Raw genomic sequence first — 17388 nt, forward strand, 5'->3', positions numbered from 1 at the left:
ATACTGCTTCTCAATAGCAAATAACCTCTCACCTTTATCGGCAATGTGCTTTAGAAACTTTCCTGGGCCCAAGCCTCGCAGGCTTACGGCTGTGCGAATCCGGTCGAAACACCGGCCGCAGTCAAAGAGGAAACATTCCGATGAACTGAGAACAACTGTCGAAAGGGAGGAGACTCCTGAAAATGTTTGGGCCAACTAGGAAGATGTCGGACGTGGAGCCACTGCACCAGAGCATCCCAACCATTCACCCGAATAACATCGGCATGAGGAATTGCACGGTTCCAGGGTTGATCCATGACAAAGACTTGTCTATCGAGGGAACGATAGGCCTGTATATGGTGAGGATGATCGTCAATGGCGGCTGTTATCGTTTCTGGGATTTCGGTTTTCTCCTCAGTGTGATAAAGCGCATCAAAAGGAAGACCATGCCTTTCTAACCAACGAAGAGTCTGAGGTCGTGAATGCGGACGCCTCGCCGTCACGATGATAATCCGATAGCGACGATGAATAACAGTCAAGGCCTGTTTTGCCCCAGGAAACAGAGGCAACCGTGGGATAGACTCCTGATGAAACCGGGAGAAAATCTCTTCAAGGAGCTCAGGATCTAATTGGCTGGCATCTAATCCACCGGCACTGCCATACAGACCCACAGGCCATAACCTTCCCGTCAATTCCTGGAATAAACGCTGTACTTCAGGCTCCGCGCGGCCTAAGACATTATCAATATCAACTGCAAAACATGGTCTGATCATAGAAGATTACTCCATCGACATTCCCTTCAACACGTAACCCTGAAAAGAGAAAGCCCCAACACAGAAGGTGTCCCCTGCCCTTTCTTCTACCATAGAAATATTCGAACCAAACAAGCAAGCGGACGGCAAAACCCATTCACCCATCACACAAGAGGAATATAGCTCTCCTCCCTCACAGGGATCACATACACCGGAGGGGAGTGTTGAAAAATGCCGTCAGCGGCGTTCTCGCCCCTAGGCCGTGCTCACATACTCTTCCGTACGATCCACTCGCCCTAGCGGCTGGGGCCTTGCTGGAACGGCCATTTTTGAACACTCCACTATCTTTCTCTGGTGAGCCCCTGAGACTCAGAAGCGAATGAAACGCCAAGATTTTTACAATATTTACCAGTCCCTAGAGGGAATTTTCAGTTGGAGGGAGGTTAGTGGGCTAGGCTGGCAGCGAAGGACTGGTCGTTCAGATGGCTTCGAAGAGGCCGATGGGTTAACGCGAGATAGGCATGTTTGATGGATCCCACCGGTGTCACTTCCATCAGAAACGGGGTTTCCCAATCATCATCCGCCACGTCCGGTTCCTCCGGAATGAGCACCCGTCGATACCGTTGTTCATATGCTGCTAAAATCTTTAACGGGACTCCTCCCACAGTTCCTACATGTCCATCTGCCGTGACGGTGCCCGTCAAAACCGTCTCCTCGTCCACGGGCTCATTTTTAGCAAGAGCAACGACATTCAGAGCCGCCATGGCCGATAAACTTTCCCCGTACAACGTGACTCCCGGATAGGGCAAAATAAACTTGACCGTCCAGGAATCAGGATTCAGCCCCGCGGCTTCAACCACCAGAACTAAAGCATCTTTGACCGATTGTTGGGCATACGGTGAAAACTTTCCTGGCCTGGACAGAAATTGAAGATCCAAACCTTTGTGATCCCGGCGCTGAAGAAATTCCAATTGAATTTCCGCAACAATGCCAACCTGTTCGGATTGCGCATTCATCGTGGTCCCAAGAATGGGAATCACGGTTCGGACATGTTTGATTGGTGGACTCGATTCTGAAGCAGCCTGGCCGGCGGAAGGACCCCCCCAGGTCAGGAACACCGAGAGGAGGCTACCTATGAGGAAAAACCATGATGTCGAAAAAAGACCCCGTTGAGTACCACGCCTAGCAGATAAGGAATCTGAAAAACCCCCGTGAATTGATGATGCTCGACATCCACCCATCGCCATCCCCCGTGAAAGCTGTCTTCTCCTTTTCGGCCTGGCAAGGAGAACACTTAAATTCCATGAGGTCAGGCACTATGTTTTTATTGGCTCTGATGGTCCCGAGCCTTACCAATTCGAAGAATTTTCTGTCATTGCAGAACAGAAACATCTTCCCGATCACAACACATCCTTGGAGATGAAAAGCCCTCCACTCTCATCGCGTGTGCACTACCGAGGATGCGGTTAAGAACGGCCGAAAGAACGCCGATGAGGACACCAGACATTCCCCACAATGAAGAAATGAAAGTTCCTTCCTAAGAACCCCGCATCGGTTTTCATATGGCCATCAAACGAATTCCAACAACTTCCGCTCAAGTGGGAATGTACCTCTGTGGAATCGACCGCTCATGGCTGAAGACTCCATTTCTCGTGCACCGGTTTCTCATTAAATCTTCCAGCGATATTGCCAAATTAGAGCAGGCCGGAATTCAAGAAATCATCATTGATACTGACCGCGGGCGTGACATAGTCCAAAATCCTGAACCGCCGCACACCCGTGATGATGTCTCATCCACACCGAATGCACCAATACCTGATTCCCCCGGCCCGCCCGAAGTCGCACGACTTGGCCAGCTTTCACCCTCCGTTCATGGAAAATCACTATCCGGTGAACTCACTACGATGAAGATGGTACGGATGTATATGCTCGAAGGCGTCCAGGATATTCTCCGCACACTGCAGAAAACCGGACGGCTCGCCATGGAACAGGTTCATCAGATCACCGAATCCGTTATGGCTGAATCCCTCAGACATGAAGAAGCCTGTATCGCCATGATTCGGACCAGAGACTTTTCTCCGGCCTTATTTGATCACGCACTCGCAGTCAGTACATTAGCCGTTTTACTAGGACGAGCGGTGGGTTTGGACAATACAGCATTACAACACCTGGCAAGCGCGGGCCTTCTCCATGACGCAGGGCTCTTGAACATTCCGCAAATTCTTCACCGACCGCTCAACCAGTTATCTGACGCCGAATTAGTCCTTTACCGGAAACATCCCCATAGGGGAGTTGAAATGCTTTCTCAACAGTCGAGTCTTCCGGACGAGGTGGATACGCTAATCCGGGAACATCATATTGCCCGTGATGGCACAGGATATCCTGCGAATAGTGATCCAGACAAAATTCACACACCCAGCCGAATCCTTCGAATTGTCGACGAGTATGATGAATTATTAACCGGTCACCACACAGGGAATCCCCTCCCGGTCAGAAACGCCCTCCAATCGTTGTATCAACAAGGCAAGAAAGGGCTCTTAGATGGCGCATTAGTGGCGACTTTCATTAATCTTATTGGAATCTATCCCACCTATGCCCTGGTAGAATTGAGTACAGGGGAACGGGGAATCGTCACAGCAAACTCCAGAGATAATCTGCTTCAACCCACGATCCTCCTCATCCAGGATGCAATTCATCAAGCTTTGCCTGAACCGATCCCGTTCAACTTCTCTGTCCTCTCCTCTCATGAATCACGGCCAGAAATTGTGCGAGTCCTTGCTCCCGAACAAGTCGGCATTGACCTTGACTCTGCTCTGGAAAATTGGATGACCCTCTAGCCATCCCTGCCTGTGGGTCAGCTAGCCAATACTCCCTGGCCCTAACCCGGAAGAACAAATTCCCGCCGAAATCAACCGGAATCCACAGCAATGTCAAAGTAGAAACACCACTGAGCCCTTCCGCAAGTTTCAAACAATAATGTCGATACAGGCCCAAGCATGACCCAAGGATGTTTCACCACATCAGGGGCGGAACGGAGGGCTCAAAAATGGAACAGATCCGCCAGCATCCGACCACAAAAACATGGCGTCTCTTGGGCCTCGCAGGCCTGGCCCTCTCGGTCGCGTTCGTCCTGAATGAAGCCCAAGCCCGGGGGCTGTCCATGCCTTCCTCCATTCCCTCCCTCAACGCCCAAGGGACTCACCCCACCAACATGCCATCAACGGCCCACATTTTGGAAAAACATCGAACTTCCCAACCGACAAAATTCACCAATAACAGTGAGGCAGGTTCAAGAGAAAGAGAAAACAAAGATAAAATACAAAAGAAAAGATTCGGGTTGGCAATTTTATTTCTAGGCACGTTGGCCGAAAAAAGCTCGCACGGTTTTTCGTAACGACCCAGCATTAGTCCGGATGGGAAGCGTGCCTCCTCTCCAGAGAAACGAACCATTGACGGAATACGAATCTGGATTTGCCCTACGTTGATAAAGTGTGAGGAGAGGAATCTGCAGAGAAAAAAGTCGGAGATAAATCTTCCAGCGCCAACAACAAGGCATGCGTCCCGGAACGCCCATGACCATTGGCTTGAATCGCAACATACAGCTTTCGAACCAGTGAAAGCCCTGTGAGAAGTATGCCCATTCGTTTGGCTTCATCTAATGCCATACCCATATCCTTAATAAAATGCTCTACAAAAAATCCGGCTTCAAAATCCCGTTTCAATATCCGGGGTGCCAGATGGTCAAGAGTCCAACATCCCGCAGCCCCACTGGATATGGAACGCAACAAGGTTTCGCCATCCAACCCGGCTTTGTGGGCATACAATAACGCCTCACACACACCAATCATCGTGCCCGCAATGGTTATCTGATTACAGAGTTTGGCATGCTGCCCGCATCCGGCTTGGCCTTGATATACGACAGTTTTTCCAAACACGGACAAGATCGGCCTGACCGCTTCACATACCATCAAATCTCCACCCACCATAATGGACAATGTGCCATCTCTGGCCCCAACGTCACCGCCGGAAACCGGCGCATCCAGAGCGAATGCGGAATTTGAAGCGGCCACACTGGCCAATTCACGAGCCAACGTCGGCTCAGAAGTGGTGAAATCCACGAAGACCTGTCCAGGTCGAGCCTGCGGCAACAGCCCATCTGCGTGAAGATATATCTGACGAACATCCTGCGGAAAACCCACCATTGTACAAACCACATCGGCCTCCGCAGCTAGGGCGGACGGAGAATTTGCCCACCGGGCGCCTTGATCCAACAACACCTGCGCTTTAGAAGGCGTGCGGGTAAATACCGTCAACGGATACCCTGCACGAAGGAGATGTTCGCACATTGGCGCACCCATCACTCCGGCACCAATCCATCCGATTCGAACAGGCGAAGAAAGCCTAAGAGGATCGGCCGCAGGGGAAGGGATATTCATGAACGCTCCTTGAGCATGGATAATGAATCAGAGGCAGGCTGTTGTTGCGTCAGGCAATGAATCGTCCCAAATCCCCAGACCAGATCCACAGCATGAATACCGACCACCGTTCGATCAGGAAACAGGTCAGACATAATCCCTACCGCCACCCGATCGTGGGGATCATTAAAGGTCGGCACCAACACGACAGTATTCCCGATATAAAAGTTGGCATAACTGGCAGGTAGCCGCCGTCCTTCAAAATAGAGCGGCTCAGGCATCGGCAAGGGGACCACCAGTAACTTTCTCCCGTCTTCCACACGCATGCCCTCTAATCGCTCGGCATTTTCAGCCAAGGGACGATAATTTTGATCAGCTGGATTGGATTCCTGACACAGCACCACCGTATAAGGATCCACGAACCGGCATACATCATCCACATGCCCATGCGTATCGTCACCGGCAATGCCATGTCCTAACCAGAGAACCTGGGAAATACCTAAATGTGCCCCAAACACTTCCTCATAATCCTGTCGGGAAAACCCGGGATTCCGCACCTGCACCTGCTCATCCAACAGACATTCTTCCGTGGTCAACAACGTTCCTTGCCCATTCACATCAATAGCGCCACCTTCCAGAACAACCCCGGCACGATTTCTCTCCACAGGAAATACGGGAATCTTCAGTTTCGGACCTAACCGAACCGGGATACGATCATCCAATTGCCAATCCGGATATTTGGCCCAGGCTGTAAAACGAAAACGGGCAATGGCCACTTGCGAATCAGGCTGATCCCGTTTCACGAAAATGGGGCCAAAGTCACGCGCCCAGCCCCGGTTAGTCGGAACACGAAAAAATTGAATGCGGGTCATATCGACCCCAACTTTATCCAGCACCCGCCTGGCTTTCAATTCATGATCTTTGTCATTCACAAGAATCCGAACAGATTCTCCTAAAGACAGCCTCCGAACCATTTCCCCATACACCCAGGAGATCGCTCCCATTTTCCCAGGCCAATCTTTCGTATTATGGGGCCATCCGAGCCAAGTCGCCTCGTGTCGCTCCCACTCTGCGGGCATTCTCAATCCTAATTCAGCCCTACTCTCTCTATGAAGGTTTTTCTCTTGAAAGGAAAAAGTACCAGGCGGAAAAACCTCCGTTTCTTGTTCCCTGGAAGAGCTTGACCTCGATGAGAGGGCAAGGTCAGGGAGAGGGTTAAGGCCTTCAGAACGTTCCATGACTCTCACAATTTCCTCCACCACATCATCAATCTTCGTGAGAACATCATCATTGCAAAATCGAAGAACCCGAAATCCCAACCTCGTCAAATAATTGATGCACGCCTCATCAGGTTTTTTCTGTTCTCGATGGTGTTCCCCTTCCAGCTCAATAATCAGCATTCCTTCCAAACAACAAAAATCAACAACACTCCCACCGATAGCGTGTTGCCGCCTGAACTTCCATCCCTTAATCTGACCATCTCGAATCCGACCCCAGAGCCGTTGTTCAGCATCCGATTGATTCCCACGTAACCTGGCCGCAATGGATCGCCATCTCGGTGCAATCCGCTTCATCCCTTCCCTCACCTTCATCCTTTCCCCAAAAAGAGGAGGAATATTGCAAAATTGGATAACAGGCTACCACTTTGAAAGGTACAGCGCTTCCCTTTTCCCAGAAGAGCTCGGCCTCAAAGAAAAGAGAAGGCTAGGGCGAGGGTCAACTCCGCAAATTTGTTCCACGGCCGGATTAATATGACTCATCCAACAACCGTTTGGTGATCCCCCCATAGGCGTCAATACGGCGATCGCGAAGAAAAGGCCAATTGCGGCGAACTTCTTCAATGCGCTTGAGATCAATATCCACCATTAGCGTTTCTTCTTTTTCAACAGACGCCTGCGCCAAGACCACACCAAACGGATCGCACACAAAAGAACTGCCCCAAAATTCCAACCCGTCACCGCCAGCCGGAGCCTCATGGCCGACACGATTCACAGCCACCACAAACACGCCGTTCGCAATGGCATGGCTGCGTTGAATGGTCATCCAGGCGTCACGTTGGACCTGGCCTTCTTCAGTTTTTTCTTTGGGGTGCCAGCCAATGGCCGTGGGATAAAATAAAATATCCGCTCCCTGCAGGGCCGTCATCCTGGCCGCTTCAGGGAACCACTGATCCCAACAGATCAACGTCCCGACCCTTGCGTGCGTGGTGTTGATCGCCTGAAAACTCCGATCCCCTGGAGTGAAGTAAAATTTTTCGTAATAGGCCGGGTCATCCGGAATGTGCATCTTCCGATACAGGCCGGCTATCTCTCCCCGCTCGTCCAATACGGCAATGGAATTGTGGTACACCCCTGCCGTCCTCCGCTCAAACAACGACACCAAAATTGTCACACGATGAGATTTGGCAATTTTGGCAAAGGCCTCTGTGGAATGCCCGGGAACGGATTCTGCCAAATCAAACAGAGCCGCATCTTCCTTTTGACAAAAGTATTGGGAGCGAAATAATTCAGGCAGGCAGATAACCTGCGCTCCGTTTCGCACGGCGATCTCAACTTTGTCCACCGCTCGCTCCAGGTTCTCAGGAGGATCGGCGGAGCAAGCCATTTGAATCAATCCGATTTTCACCACGTCTTTATCCTCATTTTTACGAATTCATACCCCCTCATTCGTGAGCAGAGTTCCCCCCTGCAGAATGCATAATTCAGTTGAGGAAAATAGAAATATCAAAGCCGGACCATCAACAATTGTAAAATATCCTACTAATACTTCATAAGCCACATCGCACTTCTGAACCACCTGGCGGCTTTGTCTCCTTCACCCCCCTTTCAAGAAAGGAAAAAACCTTGGGAATCAGCCGCACTGAGGGGAGCAGGCTTTACTTTCCAGATACGAGGAAACAGGGTATCGGTCCCAAGAGCTTCCACCTGCAATCGATGTTCATTTTTTTCGAATGGATCTCCGGAAATTTAGGGATACCCAACACGACCGTCAAGGTTATGTCACTATAGATGGGAACCTATTCGTTAGGACGGAGCATAGCACAGCCGGGATCACGAGCCACAAACATCCCGGCCACTTTCCGGTCTTGCTCCTTGAAGGCCTTGTGCCACCAGCAGGCCGCATTCCAGAGATGCTCGGGAGCGCTATTACGTTCCGAAGAACCCGGCGTCACACCCAAACCCAGCCCTTCAAAAATAAATTCAATATACGACGAGGCAGCGATGGGCATACCCTCTCGCAACGGGTTGCGCTTGGACCCTTGCGACCAGAGATAGCTTTGCCAGGTTCCCAACATCTCCCAAAAATTGTAACGCACACGATCCTGATTCCAGTCCCTTGCACGTTTTTTAAGCTTTTTGGCCTCTTCATCCGTCATATCGACCGCCACAAGTCCGACATTCGCATCGATGTCCCTGTCCTCATACAGCCCTAATGTGCCTTCATTAATACCATTACATTCCGGCCTTGGGAACATCCCGTTGCGTGGATGCAGCGGAACTTCAAGAATCGGCAGAGACCGCAACGATGTGCGAGAGGTCACAGGCTCGGCCACCACAAACACATGCGACCAGAAACTCGGGCGTAAATCCCAACGCAACATGGACTGTGCCGTTCGCAAGGTATGTCCGGGAAGGTCACGACTGCCGATCAATCCCACGGTCATCAATCCACGGTTGCCATTGTCCTGTTTTTGCAAGGCCGCAAACGCATCATTGAAAAATTGCAGGTTGGTGCGTTTGCCATATTTGCTGGTCCAATCTTTAATAGCCGGATTTCTGGTTGAGGTTTGAGAATGGCGCATGAGGTATTCCTTTCTTCACATCACTCGAAGAACGATCTCAATGGATGAATTGGTTCTGTGAAAATCTTCCGTACTGCTAACGAAGCAGCAACTCCTTCTTAAAGACACACGCTAATGGACCTCCTACTCCTTGAGGAGGAGGGACTTCATCCCAATCCAATTCAAGGCGCTTAGCCGGCAATCGCCACAATTCCAGCTCGAATCGCACTCGTGGCGTTCCTCCAACCTGGCTGCCGGGAAACATCCGCACAATACCGACATTGTTCTGAATGGTCATGATCTCGACATGTTTCTGTGGATCAATATTCCAGACAGATTCACCGCCCTGGGCATTCGGCTTGACCCGAATTCGTTGAGGAGGCGCCTCCGGTCGAGTATTACCCGGACTAATCATCGCAGCGGGAGAGGCGATGAATTCCGGCACACCATACGGCGCATCGGGGAAAGGACCATGTGCTTCAGCATATCGGCCGGTGTGAATATCCCCCGAAAGGATCAAAATGTCGTGTGGCACTCCCTGCCTGTTCTTTCCGCCTAAACTCCGCTCAAGCACGCGCCAGAGACGAGCGTAATCTTCCTTGAAATTAGACAAAGAATGATCTTTGTAATTCCCGTCCTTTTGAAAAAGAGGTTGACCTAATACCAGCACGCCAGGCCCCTGCAACCCTTGTTGCCAGTCTTCCAGTGCTTGCCATTGATCGTCCAAAATGAAATGTCCGGCTCCATTGTCGCGGCACTCCCCCCGAGTGGATCGAGTATCGGTAATGAAAAAGGAAACCGGATCGATCACAAAAGAATACCAGCGGGCTTCATCAGGATTCAGGCATTGCTGATATTGATAATAGAGTTGATCAGCAACAGGACCATAGATATTGCGATGGGAATCATCCCATGCCTGAATCAAATGTTTTTGCTTTTCAGGATAATCGTTCCAATATTCATGATCATCACACGTGATAAAATTTGGGTTGAGCTGAAGGACTTCCCGGTACTGTTCGTCTTCCCAATATTGCCGATATCGTTTTCCAAAAAGTTGAATCGCCTCCTTATCAGCAATATCCCAATAAAGAGGCCAGTCAAGATAGACCTGGTCCCCAATCAGCATTTTAAAATGCGGCTGACATAATATTTTCAACTCCCTTATGCCTGCGCGGTAATATCCATCCCGGTCGTTGTTCTGCCAAAAACAGGAGGAAAAGAGACACGTGACCCCTTTATCCGTAACGCTCTGAGGAAGGGTCGACCAGGAAAACGTTTGAACCTCGGCGTCATTGTTAGTTCCTACCTGGATCTCAAAGATTGCACCTTGGGGTGGCGGGGAGTTTTGTAGCCGCACGGACATTATCCCCATCCGTCGTTTCAGCCCTGATAATGGCGGCAACAGCTTCCATTCAGAGTGAACGGGAACCGTGGTACCACCTTGTCGGACTGCAACAGCGGGTGGAACAAAACTGCCTTCCCCTTTTTGCGAACACCAAATCCGCCAGCCCCGCCCATCTAACAACGGGGCACCCGGAACAATCCACATATTCATCTTCTTACCCTTTTCAGCATACGTTCATGACCTTACCCTCCCTTTCCTGACGACAGAAGGATCGGCTTGTGTGGCTTCTTGGAGGAAGTCTGAAGGACCGCAAGCCTCGCCCTCCGACTCGGGGTGAAAAGCCCCACCGGGATCCTGACTCTGAGCATGGTCCATTCCGTTCTCTTCTTCAAGGACTTCAGGTTGACGTCGTACTAAATCCCGCAACGTCATGCCTTCTAACGCAGCTTCTACCGCCGCATCCCGGCGAATAAGGACCCGACTAATGGAATCTGAACCCACGGTAAATGCCTGGGGCCCGCCATGGGGTTGATGCTGCACCACTCGTAACACCTCGACCACCGGAATGTTTTCTGGAGCCTGCGCCAATACCAACCCTTTGGGTTTATCGCCTTTCACGACCATCTGCCCTTTCACCAAATCATCCATGAGCGATTCCACCAACGTAAGAGGCACACCTTGTGCGCGGGCTAACTGCTCTGCCCTGAGAGGCGGCTTCCCCGATAAAAACCGGCGGGTAATATGGGTGAGCAAGGACAGGGTGAGGTATTCTCGAAAGAGTGGAGTCTGGTGCTTTCGACCCAAATGTAAGAGGTATGCGGATGGATGCTGATGATAATAGGCAACTTGAGCCCCTGCCAGCACAATAAGCCACCCGACGTAAAGCCAAATGAGAAAGAGGATAAGCACGGCAAAGCCTGAGTATATGGCGCTATACCGTCCTGTCCCGACGACAAATGATGCAAACGCCAATCCGGCCACTTGCCAGAGCAGTCCTGCCGTTACCCCCCCGATCAGCGCTGAATTAAAATTGACTTTGGTATAGGGCAGAAACTTGTAGATAAACGTAAACACCAGGCACATAAAAAAGAAGGGCAGCAGATTGGTGAGCACGACCATCAGATGCCCAAGCGGCTGCACTTCCAGAATTTTTTGGACAAGCCAATGACTTTGCGCCGAGGCTGTGAGTCCGAAGGCCGTAAAGACGAACACAGGACCCACAAGGACGACACTTAAATAATCGGTGACCCTTCTGGCCAGCGGACGCCCTGCATCAACCCGCCAAATCGAGTTCAAGGCCTCTTCAATTTTTTCAATCAGGGAGTACGTGGTATAAAACAGTCCCGCAATCCCCACAGCTCCCAAGACCCCGACTTTCATGTTGTCGACAAACTGGATGATATTCGTGGTAATCTCAATTCCTTTGGGGCCGAGAGGATCCAACGCTTGCGCCAGAATCGGTTGGATTTTTTGATGAATGCCGAAGGCCTTGAGGACCGAAAAGGTAACGGCCAAAAACGGAACCAGGGAGAGGAGAGTGGTGTAGACCAAACTGGTGGCTCGAATACTCAGGAAGCTTTCCTGAAATTCGGCGACCGCCACCAATACCAGACGCAGAGCTTTGACGCCGAACTGGCGAACACCAGTTAACGCATTGACATCTTCCTTCCACACGTCATGCTGGCAATATCGCAATACTTGGTCAAGCATCTTCCTCTCCGTCATGGATTCTGCACGCGGGTACCCTACAAAGAGTGGAAGAAAATGTCCAGAATGTTACAGAATTTTCCCATGATCGTTCCCACATTCTAACGCGAGGGTTCCTTCACTATCTTGGCCATTTTGTTAGATGGGAAAAATCGTCCTCCGACATATATGAACCACATCGTAAACCGAACATTGTCTGTCTTATCTGTCGGGTGCCTCCTTGCAGGTCTGATTTGTCTGCTCACCGGATGCCCGATATCGTCCGAATGGGATCGGCAATGGGAACAGATCCATGCGGCTCTCTCCCGTGGACAATTGCAAGAAGCCAAAGACCTGCTTCATCGTCTGTTACCATCGGTACGAAAACATGGGCCGACCGATGAACGATATGCCCTGGTGATTTTTCAGCTGGGAGAGGTCGCCCGGCTGGAAGGACAAGAGAGTCAGGCCGAAGCCTATTACTGGGAAGCCTTGCCCCTGTTGGCTCAATCCTTGGGTTCTGAACATCTTCGAATGGCCGACCCTTTGGCTGCCCTTGCCGTGTTATATCAGCGGAAAAACCAATTGGAGATGGCCCGCCCGCTTCTCAAACGAGCCTTAGCCATTCGCGAAAAGTCCTGGGGACTTTCTGACCCGCAATTACTCCCCACCCTGCAAACTTACCATGCCCTCCTACTGGCTGGTGATCACCCGGAAGAAGCGACGGAGATTGCCGGCCGCATTGATCGGATTCTCAAACGCTCCTCCTAATCCTTCTCCTGTTTTCCTCCTAAATTGCCGGTCGTTTCGATCTTGCAGTAATCCATGGTTTCACACGATCCGTGGGGGGGGAGGGGGATCGGCTTCGCCCTCTCTTGCCCTTTTACGGGAATATCGTTACCATTGGCGCCATTCTATCCAGTCCCCGGTTGATTGGTACCCATCTGTACATCTCACGTCTCATCTGGTGCGTTTTATATCCCCTTTTGCCCAACCTTGCACCATGAATAAACGTATTTCGATTCATGATCTGCGGCCTGGAATGCATATTACGGGTATGGACCGATCATGGTTTAAAACCCCGTTTCTCCGTCACAAATGGACGATCAAACGAGAAGATGAGATTGCCCTATTGCGCAATTATGGAATTAAGGAAGTCCAGATCGACACGGAAAAGGGATGCGATCTTGCCGGGTTGAGTGAGGTTCAGCACACGTCGGAGGACCATGATCTTTTTCCCTCAACCTCGTTACCATCCCCCAGGGTGGGTTCAGGGCCCAATCCGGAAGACATTGAGGCCGCGCGTCTCCTTCGCGCAGAAGCTATCTCCACCATGGAGGTATTTTTCCGTCAAATGGAGACGCCCACTCCCCAACACCTCCAGGAAGTCCGAAGTGTGGTCAGCATCCTGCTTGATGGAATTTTAGACCACCAGGCGGCCATGGTGTCCCTGATTCAAATGCGTCGATTCGATCCTAACCTCGCCTCTCATGGGGTAGATACGGGAATGTTAGCCATGGCCATCGGACAAGAACACGGCTGCGATCCGACACAGTTAAAGCTCGTAGGGCTTGCCGCTCTACTCCACGACATCGGACAACTTCGTCTCCCGTTGAATATGATCCGTAAGGTGGAACGATTCACACCGCAAGAGCAGAAACTTATGCAGGCGCATTGTGAAATGGGCGTGGCCATTCTTAAGCAATTCCCCGATATTCCTGACGAATCGAAACGGATGGTCTTGGAACACCATGAGCGGCTTGACGGTTCCGGTTACCCTAAGGGATTACGAGGCCTTCAGATTTCGGAACTCACCCAAATACTGAGCATTGCCGACACGTATGACGCGCAAATTAGTGGACGATGCAGCTGTCCGCCCGTGCCACCTGCCCGGGCTTTATCCGAGCTGTATCAGGCTGCTGTCGAAGGGCAATACCATCTGTATCTGGTCCAACGATTAATTCAACTCTTAGGGGTATATCCAATTGGTTCCCTGGTTCGGCTGAATACCGGCGAACAGGCGGTCGTCGTGTGGGTGTCTAGTCATAGTCGAATGACCCCGACCATCAAATTACTCAAGGACTCCTCGGACCAACTCTATCCCGAGCAGGAAATCATTGATCTGGCGGCACAAAGCCCAACTACACCTCATCGATCGATTGAAAAAGCCTTGGACCCTATTCGGGAAGGATGGGATATGTCGAAAATCCTTGAAGCCTTATGGTAAGACGAGGTATCGTTCACACGATGTCGTCACTATGATAGGAAGGAATCGCTGAGTGGATCGGCAACATTTTTTTCAAGAACTCAAACAAATGGACATCCCTGGACTAGAGACGGCCTTACGTTCCTCTCAAGCCTTTGTGCATACCCTGATGGACTCCATCAACATTGGCATCTGCCACGTGAATACTCAAGGGCAGATTCTTTCCCTCAATCTGGAAGGCGCCAGAATTCTTCATCGAACCGAATCCTCATGCCTCGGGCAATCCTTTCATGCACATGCGGAATGTCTCCATATTGATCTTCTCACACAGGAGGAACATTGCCCGATCACGAGATCAATCACCACGGGAAAATCCATCTGGCGGCCTCAACTCTTGATCCGACGGCCAAGTGGGGAGACCCGTTGGGTGGAATTCCAATCCACGCCACTGACCAATCCGCGCCACTCAGGTGCGCTGATTATTTTTCGTGATCTCAGCCAGGAACTCCGGCAACACGAAGCGCATCAGCACCTGGCGTCGATGCCGGAAGAAAGCCCGAATCCCATCGTGGAAGTGGACGCCCAGGGACACCTGGCCTATGCCAACCCTGCCATGATCCGCCTCCTCGACACCTATGGATTCCGGGAAGACGGTGTGCCAATGGTGCTTCCAGCCACACTGACACAGCTCGCCCTGGGATGCCTCAAAACCGCAACCCCCGTCAGAGGTCTCACGGTCATTGTTGAACACCACCACTTTGATTGGACCTTTTCTCCTCTCCAGGAAAAAAGTCTCGTACGGGGATATGGCCTGGATATCACGCATCATGTGCGGGTCAGCCAAACCATGACCGAACTCCATTCCCAATTTTCTTCACTGGTGGACTCCGCCCATGAAGGGATCATTTCTGCCGATTTACACGGAACCATTGTCTCTTGGAATCCTGCAGCCGAGTCAATTTTCGGTTATCAGCCTGACGAGGTCCTGGGACACTCAATCGTGACCTTATTGGAAGAAGGCTATCGAGACATGTACCGAAAAGGACTGGGAGATATCAGTTATGGTCGATCTTCGACTTTTCCTCTTCAGCAGCCCTTAGAACTCACCGGCTTACGGAAAAGCGGCGAATCATTTCCTTTGGAAATTTCGTCCACAAGTTGGAAAATCGGCATGGACACCCATTACGGCTTTATCCTTCGAGACATTTCAGAACGAAAACGCCTCGAACATGCCCTCATTGCTGAAAAGGATCATCTGGTTACCACGCTTCAATCAGTCGCGGAAGGCATCGTCACGACTGATCGAGAAGGACGCATTTCTTTCTTAAACCCTTTGGCGGAGCAGATTACCGAATGGACAACCCAGGAAGCCTTGCATCGCCCATTCCAAGAAATTTTCCGTCTGACCAGTGATAGCCAAAAAAATGATGAGGAGTCGTCTTTGCAGTTTTCTTCCAGAACCCTTGTCCTTTCCGAGGTGGATGCCCCTCATCAATTACTAACCAAACATGGCCGGCAGCGGAAGATTACGCTGCGAGAGGGACCGATCCGCGATCATAGCGGTCATCTCGTAGGTACGGTGATCGTTTTCCGAGATATTACCGACCAATCTCGTCACCAAGAAGAACAACAACGAATCAGCAAACTCAACTCTTTAGGGGTGTTGGCAGGAGGGCTGGCTCACGATTTCAATAATATTCTCACGACGATTTTGGGGAATGTGTTCGTGGCCAAATTGCGAATGGTGGCCAACGACCCCCTGACACAAAACCTCGAGCAAGCCGAGCAGGCCTGTTTGCGTGCCAAAGAATTGACCCAACAACTGCTGACCTTTGCCAAGGGCGGAGCGCCGATAAAGACATCCATCGCGTTAGGAGATCTGCTGCGAAAAAGTACGATTTTTGCCCTATCAGGGTCTTCAATCAGTTGTCATTTTGACATCCCCGATGACCTTTGGCCTCTTGATGCGGACCCCGGTCAAATCCGGCAGGTTTTTCAAAACATCACCCTCAATGCCAGACAGGCCATGCCTCACGGAGGACACTTAAGCGTCAAAGTAGAAAACGTAGGACTAAAAGATGCCTCGGCCCTTCCTTCATCCTCACTCATCCCTGGAAACTATGTGGAAGTGTCTTTCGAAGACCAGGGGAACGGGATTGAAGCCCGTCAACTGCCAAATATTTTTGATCCGTATTACACCACCAAACCGGGCGCATCCGGGTTGGGGTTAGCCACCGCCCATAGCATCATCCAGCAGCATCATGGACACATCAGCGTGACATCAAAAGTCGGAGTCGGCACGACCTTTACCGTGTATATCCCATCCACTTATGTCACCCCTGAAAATGAGGCACAGCACATTCCAGCCATTCCCCGAAAATCCAGAGGACGGGTCCTGGTTATGGATGACGAACACAGCATTCGCCGTATGGTTGAGGATGCACTGACGCAGTTCGGCTATGATGTTGTCAGCGTCCCGGATGGCCAAACCGCTATCGACCTGTTTTCCAAAGCACTAGCGGACGGAATGAAATTCGAAGTGGTCATCCTTGATCTGACCATCCCTGGCGCGATGGGAGGAGTTAAAGCCATTCAGCATCTTAGAAATTTAGACCCCCACGTTAAAGCTATTGTCACCAGCGGATATTCAGACGATCCCATTATTTGCCATTTTCAAGACCATGGATTCCAGGGAATCCTGATCAAACCCTATAAAATATTCGACCTCGCAAAAACTCTTGAATCCATGTTTTCTCGAAACTAGCCTCAAACAAGCCACTGGCCTCTTCAAGTCCCTCATGGTATTTTGTAGGTCATCCGGCTCAAGTCGCCTCCTGAACGATGGACGGCCAGACCCTCGCATTCAAAATATCTGTTGCCTCATGTTCGTCCCGAATATCTCTTTAGTTAGGTTCGGCCGCATCCAGTGAGCCTTCTACTAGTCGTCGCTCATGGTCAGATTTGTCAACGACCTAAACGTCACTCTATTCAAGTTAGAGTTCATGGCCATCTCTAAGTTGGATGAACTTAATAACTTTGAAAGAGAAAAAGAAGAATGCATTGATGGTAGGGAAATTAAGAAAAAGCAAATATCCAACCATGTGGTTTTCGACACGTAATCGTGTCCCACCTTTTCCCCGGTCTAAAGCAAACCAGGAAAGGCACACCCACAAACCCACAGGTCTGGCGCAATTGAAATCATAGAATTTCAACACGAAGAGTTG

The 17388-nt window shown here is 50.7% G+C and carries 13 protein-coding genes; 5 read left to right on the forward strand and 8 right to left on the reverse strand.

The genetic code is table 11. The annotated features are described in order from the left end of the window. Window positions 1-83 precede the first annotated feature (83 nt). Together H6750_02060 and H6750_02065 are read right to left on the reverse strand one after the other, a co-directional pair. On the reverse strand, window positions 84-752 hold the full coding sequence (locus tag H6750_02060; protein ID MCB9773096.1) for a hypothetical protein: 669 nt from the start codon (window positions 750-752) through the stop codon (window positions 84-86). 422 nt (window positions 753-1174) lie between these two features. Continuing rightward, window positions 1175-1849, reverse strand: coding sequence for a hypothetical protein (locus H6750_02065; GenBank protein MCB9773097.1), 675 nt, complete (start codon window positions 1847-1849; stop codon window positions 1175-1177). Window positions 1850-2293: 444 nt separating this feature from the next. On the opposite strand from H6750_02065, the gene H6750_02070 reads away from it, so the two are divergent. Then, the gene (locus H6750_02070; protein ID MCB9773098.1) at window positions 2294-3568 is read left to right on the forward strand and encodes a DUF3391 domain-containing protein; all 1275 of its coding nucleotides are present in this window, start codon (window positions 2294-2296) and stop codon (window positions 3566-3568) included. Between the two features lie 209 nt (window positions 3569-3777). Next, on the forward strand, window positions 3778-4125 hold the full coding sequence (locus H6750_02075; GenBank protein ID MCB9773099.1) for a hypothetical protein: 348 nt from the start codon (window positions 3778-3780) through the stop codon (window positions 4123-4125). Window positions 4126-4207: 82 nt separating this feature from the next. Here the strand turns inward: H6750_02075 and H6750_02080 are convergent, their stop codons facing one another. The 6 genes from H6750_02080 to H6750_02105 form a co-directional block, all read right to left on the reverse strand. Then, window positions 4208-5167: an NAD(P)-dependent oxidoreductase gene (locus tag H6750_02080; protein ID MCB9773100.1), complete on the reverse strand. Its 960-nt coding sequence runs from the start codon at window positions 5165-5167 to the stop codon at window positions 4208-4210. Continuing rightward, window positions 5164-6720, reverse strand: coding sequence for an agmatine deiminase family protein (locus H6750_02085; protein ID MCB9773101.1), 1557 nt, complete (start codon window positions 6718-6720; stop codon window positions 5164-5166). The genes H6750_02080 and H6750_02085 overlap by 4 nt, the downstream gene beginning before the upstream one ends. 172 nt (window positions 6721-6892) lie before the next feature. Then, window positions 6893-7771, reverse strand: coding sequence for a carbon-nitrogen hydrolase (locus tag H6750_02090; GenBank protein ID MCB9773102.1), 879 nt, complete (start codon window positions 7769-7771; stop codon window positions 6893-6895). 391 nt (window positions 7772-8162) lie between these two features. Then, the gene (locus H6750_02095; protein MCB9773103.1) at window positions 8163-8948 is read right to left on the reverse strand and encodes a hypothetical protein; all 786 of its coding nucleotides are present in this window, start codon (window positions 8946-8948) and stop codon (window positions 8163-8165) included. 76 nt (window positions 8949-9024) lie between these two features. Further along, window positions 9025-10482, reverse strand: coding sequence for an alkaline phosphatase D family protein (locus tag H6750_02100; protein ID MCB9773104.1), 1458 nt, complete (start codon window positions 10480-10482; stop codon window positions 9025-9027). A gap of 24 nt (window positions 10483-10506) precedes the next feature. Then, window positions 10507-11982: a YihY family inner membrane protein gene (locus H6750_02105; GenBank protein MCB9773105.1), complete on the reverse strand. Its 1476-nt coding sequence runs from the start codon at window positions 11980-11982 to the stop codon at window positions 10507-10509. A 123-nt stretch (window positions 11983-12105) separates the two neighbouring features. Here H6750_02105 and H6750_02110 point away from each other — a divergent pair, with 123 nt between their 5' ends. The 3 genes from H6750_02110 to H6750_02120 all read left to right on the forward strand — a co-directional run bounded on the left by H6750_02110 (window position 12106) and on the right by H6750_02120 (window position 16928). Then, window positions 12106-12729: a tetratricopeptide repeat protein gene (locus H6750_02110; GenBank protein ID MCB9773106.1), complete on the forward strand. Its 624-nt coding sequence runs from the start codon at window positions 12106-12108 to the stop codon at window positions 12727-12729. A gap of 232 nt (window positions 12730-12961) precedes the next feature. Next, window positions 12962-14185 carry a DUF3391 domain-containing protein gene (locus H6750_02115; GenBank protein MCB9773107.1) on the forward strand — a complete coding sequence of 408 codons (1224 nt, stop codon included), beginning with the start codon at window positions 12962-12964 and terminating at the stop codon, window positions 14183-14185. A 52-nt stretch (window positions 14186-14237) separates the two neighbouring features. Beyond that, the gene (locus tag H6750_02120) at window positions 14238-16928 is read left to right on the forward strand and encodes a PAS domain S-box protein (protein ID MCB9773108.1); all 2691 of its coding nucleotides are present in this window, start codon (window positions 14238-14240) and stop codon (window positions 16926-16928) included. Window positions 16929-17388: the final 460 nt, after the last annotated feature.

The sequence above is a fragment of the Nitrospiraceae bacterium genome, assembly GCA_020632595.1.
In the GTDB taxonomy this organism is placed as follows: Bacteria; Nitrospirota; Nitrospiria; order Nitrospirales; family UBA8639; genus Nitrospira_E.

What these genes read in the sequence shown, in the direction of transcription:
- H6750_02060 (MCB9773096.1), bottom strand. Translation starts at nt 752, where the DNA reads ATGATCAGACCATGTTTTGCAGTTGATATTGATAATGTCTTAGGCCGC.
- H6750_02070 (MCB9773098.1), top strand. Translation starts at nt 2,294, where the DNA reads ATGGCCATCAAACGAATTCCAACAACTTCCGCTCAAGTGGGAATGTAC.
- H6750_02075 (MCB9773099.1), top strand. Translation starts at nt 3,778, where the DNA reads ATGGAACAGATCCGCCAGCATCCGACCACAAAAACATGGCGTCTCTTG.
- H6750_02080 (MCB9773100.1), bottom strand. Translation starts at nt 5,167, where the DNA reads ATGAATATCCCTTCCCCTGCGGCCGATCCTCTTAGGCTTTCTTCGCCT.
- H6750_02085 (MCB9773101.1), bottom strand. Translation starts at nt 6,720, where the DNA reads ATGAAGCGGATTGCACCGAGATGGCGATCCATTGCGGCCAGGTTACGT.
- H6750_02095 (MCB9773103.1), bottom strand. Translation starts at nt 8,948, where the DNA reads ATGCGCCATTCTCAAACCTCAACCAGAAATCCGGCTATTAAAGATTGG.
- H6750_02100 (MCB9773104.1), bottom strand. Translation starts at nt 10,482, where the DNA reads ATGAATATGTGGATTGTTCCGGGTGCCCCGTTGTTAGATGGGCGGGGC.
- H6750_02105 (MCB9773105.1), bottom strand. Translation starts at nt 11,982, where the DNA reads ATGCTTGACCAAGTATTGCGATATTGCCAGCATGACGTGTGGAAGGAA.
- H6750_02115 (MCB9773107.1), top strand. Translation starts at nt 12,962, where the DNA reads ATGAATAAACGTATTTCGATTCATGATCTGCGGCCTGGAATGCATATT.